A 10847-nucleotide genomic window follows, 5' to 3' on the forward strand; every position below is an offset into this window, starting at 1 on the left:
AGTGCTACGACTTCAAAGCGATCGCACAAGAGTTCCGCCATCCCCCGCATCTCATCGCGACTGGACACGGTACTAAAGGCGGGCAGTAATAACAGAGGCATCCCCTGTCCCCGGGTTTGATATGCAACGGCGATCGCCTGGTTTTCGTAGTTCCACAGATACTCTTGTTTGGTCATTTGTCGGTTGTCATTTGTCATTTGTCATTTGTCATTGGTTGGTGGTTATTATATCTCGAATATAGAAAAATAGAAAAAAGTGCGTTTTATTTCCCAAAACGCACTCTCTATTTGCGGATGAAATGATTCAATTTTAACTCATTTTTCTGACTTGTTCTACGGTCAAATTCAGGGCTTCCGCCACCTGTTCTGGTGTCAACCCCATGCCTAATAAACGGGGGATAGCCTCTTGCTGCGATCGTTCCGCGCGATCGGCTCGTTGCCGTTCGACTTCGGCACGTTCTGTTCCCGTCAGTAACAGATTTCCTTGTTCATCCCACCACCTTAACCAGAGTTGAGTTTGATTTTGGTAACTGCCTTGCCACAGTCCTAATTCTACTCCCAAGAGAGAGATTTCATAATGTCCCCGGTCATTCGGTTCTAGTTTTTGATAATCATACCCCTTGTCTAAGTTATAAACTTCTAAATTTCCGGTGTGGATTTCATAAATTCCATAGTAAGGAATTTTGATGATTGTTTCATAAACCCAAAATTTACCCGGTTTTTCCCGAGGTCCACCTGCGGTTCTGTTGAGTGGCGTGCGATCGCGTTCTTCCTCGCCATTCCCCGAGGCAAATTCTAGGGCAATTAACGGTGAGGCATATTCTCTCCACAACACATAGGAACGGCGAATTTCACCGTCGAAGTTAGGCGGAACATTGGGAACGTAGAACCAATCCGGTGCCTCTGCGCCTTTTTCTGGGGGTTCAGTTTCTCGCCAATAAATGCCGCAATCTTGTCCGATCGCATATTGTCCATCGGGATGGATCCGTTCTAATACCGGACCAATAGAATCCGTGAGTAGAATGCTTTGGGGATGCTCCTGAAAGTTTTTCACAAATGTACCATCCGACTCGGGTAACTGGGTATGGTCGGGAAAGGGAGGTGGGATAATATAGGGGTCCAGGCTTTGTGTCATAGGTTCCCTCCAAGATTTTGCCTGATGTTCAGACTCTCTTTTGAGTATAGCGAACTGTGGCAAAATTTGGAGACTTTTTCCCTGTAGTGGGAGCATCTTGCTCCCTTGTTGTATTAGGGAGCAAGATGCTCCCACTATAGTCCCTTGAGTCCGACACCTCCTCTATAAAAAGCGGGTTTTATTTAGGAATTTGGGCGGTATCTTTTCAGGAATAGGCAACAGTTTCTTAATATTTTTACCTGAAATTACACCAAGCAATCCGCTAACTGTGCTTTAATTTGGGCTGGGTCTAAATTGCGTCCGATTAAAACCAGTTGAGTTTTGGGAGGTTCTAGCCAATCCTCTTGGTTCAAATCGTAGCGCGGGCCGCTCAGTTGAAAAACATGGCGGGCTTCACTTTCTGCAAACCATAAAATGCCTTTGGCTCGAAATATAGAGGTTGAGACTTTTTCCGTTAGAAAGGTTTCAAATTTCTTGACTGCAAAGGGGCGATCGCTTTCAAAAGAGACGGAGATAAACCCATCATTTTGTAAATGGTCGGAATGATGGTGATGATGCTCATGATGATGATGTTCCTCTGCCGCTGATTCATACTCTTGATAGGCTGCCTCATCAGTCAATTCCACATCCAAAATCAAGGGTAATGGCACTTCTCCATATTGCGATCGCAGCATTCTTGCCCCGACTTTCACTGTGCGAATATAGGATTCTAACTCCTCAATCTGTTCTGGGGGAGTTAAATCTGTTTTATTCAACAGAACAATATCCGCAAAGGCCACTTGTTTTAAAGCCGCTTCACTGTCGAAATGGTCTGGAGTAAAGGTGGAAGTATCCACCAAGGTTAATACTGAATCCAGTCGAGTCAGGTCTCGTAACTCAGTCCCGACAAAGGTGAGGATAATCGGCAACGGGTCAGCAATTCCCGTGGTTTCTATGACTAAGTAATCAATTTTTTCTTGTCGTTCTAGGATGCGGTAAACGGCATCGACTAAGCCATCATTAATCGTGCAGCAAATACAGCCATTGCTCAATTCTACCATATCCTCATCTAGGGAAACCAAAAGCTGGGAATCAATATTAATATCCCCAAACTCATTGACGAGAACCGCCACTTTTAAATCATGCTTATTCTTGAGGATTTGATTGAGCAGGGTGGTTTTACCACTGCCCAAAAAGCCGGTAATAATCGTGACGGGCATTCCTCGTTTGGGCAAGTCTAATTCAGGGATTGGGTTGGATGTTGTATTCATGGGTTTAGTCGGGGTGAAAATTGATAATAAATGTAACTCAGGACTTAGCGCTACAGACTGAACTCAGATAAGACGCTTTAATTCTCGGCAATAACATACAGGCTTGCTTTATTTTTCAGGGTTTGAAAAATATTGTAAAATCCGTTAGCCCGAGAAGGAGTTAGATTCACGTTTAAGCCCGTGTCTTGAATGAATTCTGGAGATAATCTGATAATGGTTTCAGGAGAAAGCCCACTTAACCCTTCAATCAACAAGCCCAGTAAGCCCTTGACGATTTGAGCATCAGAATCTCCTTGGAAAAATACCATTCCGTCCTCTAGGATTGCCGTAACATAGACTTGGGAAACACAACCGGGAACTTTGTTCTCTGGGACTTTTCCCTCTTCGGGAAAAGGGGGAAGTTTTTTGGCATACCATAAAAGCTGTTCATATCGCTTTTTTACATCAGAATGTCGCTGAAACCGTTGGACAATTCGAGCAAGTTTTTCGGGGATTTGTTGTTTGTCATTTGTCATTTGTCATTTGTCATTTGACTAGGGACTAGGGACTAGGGACTAGGGACTAAATCCTTGACCCGCAGTGGATTTAGACCATATAATTAACTCGCCACTCACACCGGCAGCGGCGATCGCCTCTCCTTGAGGATGCCATGCGACATTAGAAAATCCATCGGGTGCACCTTCTAAAAGTTGCCAGACTTGTTCCGCATCGCGCCAGATATAAAGTTGACCATCTTCAGCAGCCGAGGCGAGGTGAAAGGTCCCCGGTTGAAAGCCGATCGCCTGGACAACTGCGGAATGTCCCTCTAATTCCCAGCCATCCCATCCCGCATTCGGTCCAAACTGCTTTTCCCATACAGCAATGGATTCGGCATGGCAAACTGCTAATAATGGCGTCCCTAACACCGTCGGGCGATCGCACCAAGCGAGTTGTCTGACTTTCCCATAAAACCCGCGCATCACCCAAGGATGGGGATTTTTGATATCCACCACCACTAGGGTACTATCCATATTTCCTGCCGCCAAATATTGACCCTCCGGGGACCAGGCGATCGCCACGGATACCGAGGGAATATCTAAACAATACGGGTCCTCTTGCCAATCCCGGGTATCCCAAATTTTCACCCCTTGGTTTCCAGCAACTGCCAGATATTCTCCCAAGGGATGCCATGCGATCGCTAACACGCTAGACTGGTCAAAATCCAGCATCGCCACGGTCTCTTTTTTCTCCAAATCCCACACAAAAACTTGCTTGACCGCACTATAAGCTAACAAATTTTGAGTCGGACTCCAAGACAGCTTATCAATCCAAGCCCGTTCGTTTTTTAGACTAGCAATTACCTCCCTTTGCGGACTGGAAATCTGCCAAATATTGACCGTTCCTTCTTCACCCCCTGTCGCTAAAAATTGACTGTCTCCAGAAAATGATAAAACATCAATGGACCGTCCTGAATCCTGTTGTAAATAGCGCAGTTTCTCTGAGGATTCATCTTGCCACAGCACCACCTCCCCGGCTGCCGACGCCGCCGAGAAGGTGCTTCCATCGGGGGACCACTGGATAGAAGTCACATAATCCGATAACATTCCCTGCCAATGTTTTTGCCAGGGGAGAACTGCTTTACCCAGTCTTTTTTTGCCCGAGTCTCCTAGACCAAACACCGTTTAAACCCCGCTTTCAACTCCGATTCATTGAGATTTCGCCCAATAAACACTAGCTCATTTTTGGGAGTTTCTGTGGATTTCCAGGGGCGGTCCTTAATCCCCTGAAATAACATATGAACCCCCTGAAACACAAACCGATTGGTTTCCCCAGCAATGTTGAGAATTCCCTTCATTCTAAAGATATCGGTCCCTTGGGTTCGCAACAGTTCCCCCAGCCATTCATTCACCTTTTCGCCATCCACTGCACCCGCTTCTACTAAGGCGATCGAGGTTACAGTTTCATCATGCTCATGAGCATCTTCGGTTAAGAAATTCGGATCAATTTCTATCGCTCGATTTAAGTCAAAAGCTCTCACACCGAGCAGCACATCCATATCTACCGCTGCATCCTGGGTCCGATGAATCTTGGCGATCGCATTCATCCCCCGAATCCGCCGTTCCAACTCATCTAACTCCGCCTCACTCACTAAGTCTATCTTATTCAGCAAAATCACATCCGCAAAGGCAATTTGCTCCTGCGCCTCACTTGCATCCCAATGCTGTAAAATATGCTTGGCATCCACCACTGTTACTACCGCATCCAGCAGTAACTTCGACTGGATATCCTCATCCACAAAAAACGTCTGAATCACCGGCGCGGGATCCGCCAGTCCCGTAGTTTCGATCGCAATATGGTCGAATTTATTGCGCCGCTTCATCAAATTCCCGATAATCCGAATCAAATCTCCCCGCACTGTACAACAGATACAGCCGTTATTCATCTCAAAGATTTCTTCATCGGTGTCAATCACCAACTGGTTATCAATTCCCACCTCTCCGAACTCGTTGACAATCACGGCGACTTTTTTGCCATGTTCTTCCGTGAGAATCCGGTTGAGTAGGGTCGTTTTCCCACTACCTAGATATCCGGTCAGTACCGTTACTGGGACCCTATCCTGTTCCGTTCCTGCTACCATTGCAGATTTCCCCAAGACTTACAATAATAATCATTCTCATTGTAGGGTGGACTGAGACAAATGACAAGGTTCACATCCCCTTTCAAGAGTAGTTTTTTTACGTTTAAGTGCATTTCCGGTCCCCTACCCTTGGCAAGGGGAGGGTTTAGGGTGGGGTTCTTCTGACGTGGCGATCGCCTGAGTTACGCACTCATGAGAGGCGATCGCACCTGTATGGAGGCTAGTCCACAACCTATTTCTTCGTGACATGGCGGTAAGCGGAGCTATTTCGTAGGGAATCGCCACGTCACCGCCGATACCCTCCACCCACTAATTTCTCCTGACGTGGCTTTGCCACATCAGGAGGACCCCACCCTAACCCTCCCCTTGCCAAGGTCCGGGGACCGGAAGTGTACTTAAATGTGAGAATCCAGAATGCCTGTTAACTCTCCTGAAATATCTCAGCGACTTGTTTCGCGAAATAGGTCAAAATCAAATCCGCACCAGCGCGCTTCATGCTCAATAAAGTTTCCAATATCACCGATTTTTCATCAATCCAACCTTGTTGTGCCGCTGCTTTAATCATGGCATATTCGCCACTGACATTGTAGGCCACTACAGGTAAATGAGTGGCAGATTTGACTTGACAAATAATGTCTAAATAAGCCAAAGCCGGTTTAACCATGACCATATCTGCACCTTCAGCAATATCGAGGGCGACTTCTTTCAATGCCTCCCGACTATTGGCTGCATCCATTTGATAGGTTTTCTTATCCCCAAATTTAGGAGCAGAATCCAAAGCATCTCGAAAAGGACCGTAATAAGCTGAGGCATATTTAGCAGAATAGGCCAGAATTCCCACATCAAAATATCCCGCCGCATCTAACCCCTGGCGAATTGCGCCAATTCGTCCATCCATCATATCCGAAGGCGCGACAATATCGGTCCCAGCTTCCGCTTGGGAAATGGCTTGTTTGACTAAGATTTCTACAGTTGGGTCATTGAGAATTTTACCCTGGTCATCTACAATTCCATCATGGCCGTAAATGGAAAAAGGGTCAAGGGCAATATCGGTAATCACCAACATTTCGGGAACCGCTTTTTTAATGGCTTTAACTGTGCGCTGAACCAAGCCATCGGGATTGTAACTTTCCGTGCCGGTTGCATCTTTTTTACTTTCAGGAACCACGGGGAAGAGGGCGATCGCCTTGATTCCCAGACTCCAAGCTTCCGCCACTTCTTGTAATAACAAATCCAGGGAATAGCGGAAACAGTTTGGCATAGAAGAAATTTCGATTTTCTGCCCTTCTCCTTCCATGACGAAGAGGGGATAAATCATATCATTGACGGTGAGATGGTTTTCTTGAACCATTCGGCGTAAACCAGGAGTACGACGCAAACGACGGGGACGCGCCGTCATCAAGCTTTCTTGTCCCTGGCTTGTTTCCCCTGTCTTAGGGTCAGATTGTCCTAAATTTTCGACAACATTCGTTAACATTTTATGACTCCAATTATAGCATGAGTTTCTGGTACGTTTGTCAAAAATAGCAATCCTTGCGGCCCTCACCCCCGACCCCTCTTCCAAAATGGGATAGGGGAGCAAGGATTGCTATAGAGAAATGATTCAGTTTGAAATTATGGGGTAATTTGAAACTGAATCATCCCCAAATTTTGACAGTTTATTCTAGGAACTAGGGTCGAGAGGCTGACCCAGGAAATGGGGTGCATTGACCGCCCAAACCCGTGACAATAATGCAGGTGTTGGAGGTTAACATTTGCACATAAGTCCCCGTATTACTGCCTCTTGGACCGAGGCCATCGGCCATCAGAGCACGTGGAGCAATCTGAACATTTGCTTCTCGGGCTAGATTATTCATTACCCGGTCATTGGAGGTGACTTCTACAAAAACGGTCGGCACTCCCTCGGCGCGAATTAATTCCACTAATTCTCGAAATCGAGCCGCATTGGGTTGTTCGCTGGTACTGACTCCCATGAGGGATTCGGCGACTCTAAAGTTATAAGCTTGAGCATAGTAACCTAGGGCATCGTGAGTGGTGACTAAGACTCGTTGGTTTGGGGGAATCGTGGCAACTTGGGCCTGAATCCAGGTATGAAGCTGTTCTAATTCCCCACGAATGTTGTTAATATTTTGGCGGTAAAAGTCGGCATTTCCCGGGTCGATTTGCTTCAGAGAATTGCCGATCGCCTCCGCCATACGAATGCCATTGCGGACATCATGCCAAACGTGAGGATCGGCAACCTCTTCGTCCCCATGACTGTGACTGTGCTCGTGATGATCTTCCCCGAGTATAGGATTGGGAACTGCTACCTCGTGAATTGCGATTTTAGGTGCAGAATTGCGAGTATTTTGGACTATTTGGACGATCGCCGGTTCAAAGTCATACCCTCCATATAAGATCAGTTGGGCCGTCTCAATGGCTCGGAGGTCCTGGGGTCTAGGTTGATAAGTGTGAGGGTCCTGACCGCCCTCGATTAAGCAAGTGAGGGCAATGCGATCGCGGGCGATTTGTTCGGCTAAGTCGCACAACACGCTATAACTGGCTACCACTCTGGGCTTTTCTTGGGCGCTGGTGGGCGGATTGACTGATAAGGCGATCGCCCATCCTGTTAATCCCAGGACCGCAGTTGTCAGGGTTGCACCGCACAGGCGTTGAATTTTTCGGTTTATGCGATTGAACATGGTCTTTAATGGGGTTGATGACAAGAAATTCAGTACATGAGAGAACGACTGAAGTCGTTACTACGAAAAGGAGGGAACGACCAGGGACTGGGGACTTAGGACTAGCCCTGTCAAGGTGGTAAATTTAATGACGCTCAATCGTTGTTTCATGTAGGGGTTTGGTCTGATCACCCTCTGATCTGATGTAGGGGTTTAGTCTCCAAACCCTCTGATCTGATGTAGGGGTTTGTTCTCCAAACCCTCTTAGGACCAATCTGGCTTTGCTGTCTAGTGTACTATAATAATAATCATTCTCATTTTTATTTTGGCAACTCAGTGATGCTCGAAGTTGAAAATTTGGCCGTCAGCTACCGGAATATCAGGGCTTTAGAGGGGGTGAGTTTTGCGATCGCCCCGGGTCAGTTGGTGGGGTTGATGGGTCCTAATGGGGCCGGAAAAAGTACCCTGATTAAGGCGATGTTGGGTTTGATTCCCGCTACCAGTGGGAGGGTGCAGTTTCGATCGCAACCCCTGAGACAGCAATTATCCCGAGTCGCTTATATTCCGCAAAGGAGCCAAATTGACTGGCATTATCCGATTTCGGTGTGGAATGTGGTCATGATGGGGCGCACGGCCCAAACCGGCTGGTTTCGGGATCCTTCCCGGCAGTCGCGATCCATTGTCCAATCGGTGATTGAACGGGTGGGATTATCCGATTATTGCCAGACTCAAATCGGAGAACTCTCCGGGGGACAGCAACAGCGCGTATTTTTAGCCAGAGCATTGGCTCAAGAAGCGGATTTGCTGTTATTTGATGAACCCTTTACCGGCGTTGATCAGCCCACTGAAGAAATCATGTTTACGGTGTTTTACGAGCAGAAAAATCAAGGTAAAACCTTGCTGGCGATTGGTCATGACTTAGGGAAATCTGTTGGGAACTATGACCAACTCATTTTATTAAATAAGCAAATTGTTGCCCAAGGCTCTCCTAGAGAGGTTTTAACCCAAGACAATCTCCACCAAGCCTATCAAACTCCCTTAGCATTCGTATCGGCGTGAGGAACTTTTGTGATCAATTGGCTCATCGAACCCCTAAGTTTTGAGTTTATGCGAAATGCCTTGATGATTGGCATTTTGCTGGGAATTTTGAGTGCAGTGGTAGGGTCTTTTTTAATTGTTCAGCAGATGGGAATGATGGGGGATGTGATTGCCCATTCTGTCGTTCCCGGTTTATCCATTGCCTTTTTTTTGGGACTTGATTTATCCATTGGCGCATTTATCGCAGGGACCCTGAGTGCCTTAGGAGTGGGCTGGATTTGTTCTCAATCCCGCGTCAACGCCGATGCAGCTATGGCTTTAGTGATGTCGGGATTTTTAGCATTAGGGGTTTCATTAATCGAAGGATTAGGGACAAAACAGCTTGACCTTCATCATATTTTGTTTGGCAATATTTTAGGGGTTGCCCCCGAGGATTTATGGCATACCTTGGCGATTACTCTGACTGTTTTAGTTTTTACCAAATTATTTTATAAAGAGTTACTGTTTTACACCTTTGACCCCTGGGGAGCGAAGGCGAGTGGATTGCCGGTGAATTGGATTTATTTTGGATTAATTGCTGCAATTGCTTTGACTGCGATCGCCACCATGCAGGCGGTGGGGGTGCTGTTGGTAATGGCCCTCTCTATCGGTCCCAGTTTAACAGTTTACCTGTTCGGAAAAGAGTTACATGAAATGATGATTGGCGGGGCCGTGATTGGGGCACTTTCTTGTGTGTTGGGAATGTATGCCAGCTATTACTGGAATGTTCCTTCGGGCCCGGCGATCGCCTTGGTGGTGGTGGGTTTATTTTTGTTGGCGTTTCTGTTTAGTCCGAAGAGTGGAATTTTGACCCAACCCCATCTCGCCGCTTCTGTAATGAACCTCAAGCAAAAACTCCGGCGATCGCACCAGTCTTCTCGCCATAAATTATAATGAGAATGATTCTGATTATAATTTGGTAATGAATATCCCAAGCGGATCCAGACTGGAGAAAATTGACATTGCGATCGTGGGTGCAGGACCCCATGCCCTCACCCTGGCAACCCATTTGCTGCAAAAACGCAAGGAAATGCAGGGTAAATTTGTGGTGTTTGACCCCAGTGGGCGCTGGTTGAGTCAGTGGTCCCAGCAATTTGCCGCCCAGGAGATTCTCCATTTGCGGAGTCCGGCAGTGCATCATCCGGACCCGGACCCCTATAGTTTGCGTCGGTTTGCCCAAAATCGTTCCCAGGAGTTATTCCCCCCTTACGATTTGCCGGGGACGAAACTGTTTGAGGAGTTTTGCCAGGAGACGATCGCCCGGTGGCAGCTTGAAAATGCGGTGATTCCGGCGAAAGTCACAGGAATCGAGTCCTTATCCGGTTCCCGAGGATTTCGGTTAGAGAGAGAGGGGGACTCTGCGGTGATAGCGCGTCGAGTGGTGATGGCAGCGGGGGGAGGGAGGCCCTCTTTTCCGGACTGGGTGCAACAGATTGAGACTGACTACCCCCGCGATCGCCTCTGTCATTCCCAATCTGTGGATTTACGGCAGTTGCAGTTAAGGGGCGATCGCATTTTGATGATTGGGGGTGGGTTAACCAGTGGACATCTGGCCCTTGGCGCGACATCCCGGGGGGCCCGGGTCACCTTGATGGTCAAGCGGCGACTTCAAGAAAAACTGTTTGATGCCGAACCGGGTTGGTTGGGTCCTAAATATCTGAAGGGATTTGTAGCAGAATCAGACTGGAGTCGGCGTTGGGAGTTGATCCAACAGGCGCGCAATGGAGGGTCAATGACTCCGGAAGTGGCGACGCGCTTGCGCCGGGAAAGTCGCAATGGCAACCTCGTCATTCAGGAGGAATGTCAGGTAGTCAGGGCGTCCTGGAACTCGGGAGAATGGCAGATTGTTTGCAATGATGGGACAAATTATACTTGCGATCGCATCTGGTTGGCGACAGGTACAAAGGTAGATGTGACGATGGACCCGTTACTGGCTCAAGTATTAATATCACATCCGATTCCGATTGTCAATGGGTTGCCGGTCTTGGATGAGCATTTACGTTGGCCCGGTTGTGAATTGTTGATCATGGGCGGTTTGGCGGCGTTGCAGGTGGGTCCGGTGGCGCGGAATTTATCTGGGGCGAGAATGGCAAGCGATCGCATCCAACC

At 47.6% G+C, this 10847-nt stretch carries 11 protein-coding genes and 1 pseudogene; 3 read left to right on the forward strand and 9 right to left on the reverse strand.

What is annotated here, in order from left to right:
• From J0895_RS13815 to J0895_RS13850, 9 genes and pseudogenes are all read right to left on the reverse strand, one after another.
• Positions 1-197: pseudogene (locus tag J0895_RS13815) on the reverse strand (alpha/beta hydrolase); the annotation flags it as partial.
• A 112-nt stretch (positions 198-309) separates the two neighbouring features.
• Entirely contained in the window at positions 310-1134 is an 825-nt protein-coding gene (locus tag J0895_RS13820; protein WP_207088659.1) for a Uma2 family endonuclease, read from the reverse strand.
• Between the two features lie 245 nt (positions 1135-1379).
• Complete coding sequence (locus J0895_RS13825) at positions 1380-2384, reverse strand: CobW family GTP-binding protein (protein ID WP_207088660.1); 1005 nt, start codon at positions 2382-2384, stop codon at positions 1380-1382.
• Between the two features lie 77 nt (positions 2385-2461).
• Positions 2462-2899, reverse strand: coding sequence for a SufE family protein (locus J0895_RS13830; protein WP_207088661.1), 438 nt, complete (start codon positions 2897-2899; stop codon positions 2462-2464).
• Positions 2900-2938: 39 nt separating this feature from the next.
• Positions 2939-4042 (reverse strand): WD40 domain-containing protein, encoded by a 1104-nt coding sequence (locus J0895_RS13835; protein WP_207088662.1) that lies wholly within the window; start codon positions 4040-4042, stop codon positions 2939-2941.
• Positions 4030-5001: a CobW family GTP-binding protein gene (locus tag J0895_RS13840; protein ID WP_207088663.1), complete on the reverse strand. Its 972-nt coding sequence runs from the start codon at positions 4999-5001 to the stop codon at positions 4030-4032. Before J0895_RS13840 ends, J0895_RS13835 begins: the two co-directional genes overlap by 13 nt.
• Before the next feature lie 123 nt (positions 5002-5124).
• Entirely contained in the window at positions 5125-5250 is a 126-nt protein-coding gene (locus J0895_RS26405) for a hypothetical protein (RefSeq protein WP_277989842.1), read from the reverse strand.
• A gap of 172 nt (positions 5251-5422) precedes the next feature.
• Positions 5423-6400 carry a porphobilinogen synthase gene (gene hemB / locus J0895_RS13845; RefSeq protein WP_207088668.1) on the reverse strand — a complete coding sequence of 326 codons (978 nt, stop codon included), beginning with the start codon at positions 6398-6400 and terminating at the stop codon, positions 5423-5425.
• A 271-nt stretch (positions 6401-6671) separates the two neighbouring features.
• Positions 6672-7682 carry a metal ABC transporter solute-binding protein, Zn/Mn family gene (locus tag J0895_RS13850; protein ID WP_207088664.1) on the reverse strand — a complete coding sequence of 337 codons (1011 nt, stop codon included), beginning with the start codon at positions 7680-7682 and terminating at the stop codon, positions 6672-6674.
• A gap of 318 nt (positions 7683-8000) precedes the next feature.
• Here J0895_RS13850 and J0895_RS13855 point away from each other — a divergent pair, with 318 nt between their 5' ends.
• The 3 genes from J0895_RS13855 to J0895_RS13865 form a co-directional block, all read left to right on the forward strand.
• Entirely contained in the window at positions 8001-8720 is a 720-nt protein-coding gene (locus J0895_RS13855) for a metal ABC transporter ATP-binding protein (RefSeq protein WP_207088665.1), read from the forward strand.
• 9 nt (positions 8721-8729) lie between these two features.
• Entirely contained in the window at positions 8730-9632 is a 903-nt protein-coding gene (locus J0895_RS13860) for a metal ABC transporter permease (protein ID WP_207088666.1), read from the forward strand.
• Positions 9633-9660: 28 nt separating this feature from the next.
• The coding region (locus J0895_RS13865) for an FAD/NAD(P)-binding protein (protein ID WP_207088667.1) at positions 9661-10847 on the forward strand (1187 nt) is incomplete at its 3' end.

Origin of the sequence: Phormidium pseudopriestleyi FRX01 (genome assembly GCF_017313335.1) — a bacterium.
GTDB lineage: Bacteria > Cyanobacteriota > Cyanobacteriia > Cyanobacteriales > Laspinemataceae > Laspinema > Laspinema pseudopriestleyi.

Bases quoted from the DNA above. Each gene is read 5' to 3' on its own strand.
- J0895_RS13820 (WP_207088659.1), bottom strand. From the start codon at position 1,134: ATGACACAAAGCCTGGACCCCTATATTATCCCACCTCCCTTTCCCGAC.
- J0895_RS13825 (WP_207088660.1), bottom strand. From the start codon at position 2,384: ATGAATACAACATCCAACCCAATCCCTGAATTAGACTTGCCCAAACGA.
- J0895_RS13830 (WP_207088661.1), bottom strand. From the start codon at position 2,899: ATGACAAATGACAAACAACAAATCCCCGAAAAACTTGCTCGAATTGTC.
- J0895_RS13840 (WP_207088663.1), bottom strand. From the start codon at position 5,001: ATGGTAGCAGGAACGGAACAGGATAGGGTCCCAGTAACGGTACTGACC.
- J0895_RS26405 (WP_277989842.1), bottom strand. From the start codon at position 5,250: ATGTCACGAAGAAATAGGTTGTGGACTAGCCTCCATACAGGTGCGATC.
- hemB (WP_207088668.1), bottom strand. From the start codon at position 6,400: ATGACGGCGCGTCCCCGTCGTTTGCGTCGTACTCCTGGTTTACGCCGA.
- J0895_RS13850 (WP_207088664.1), bottom strand. From the start codon at position 7,682: ATGTTCAATCGCATAAACCGAAAAATTCAACGCCTGTGCGGTGCAACC.
- J0895_RS13855 (WP_207088665.1), top strand. From the start codon at position 8,001: ATGCTCGAAGTTGAAAATTTGGCCGTCAGCTACCGGAATATCAGGGCT.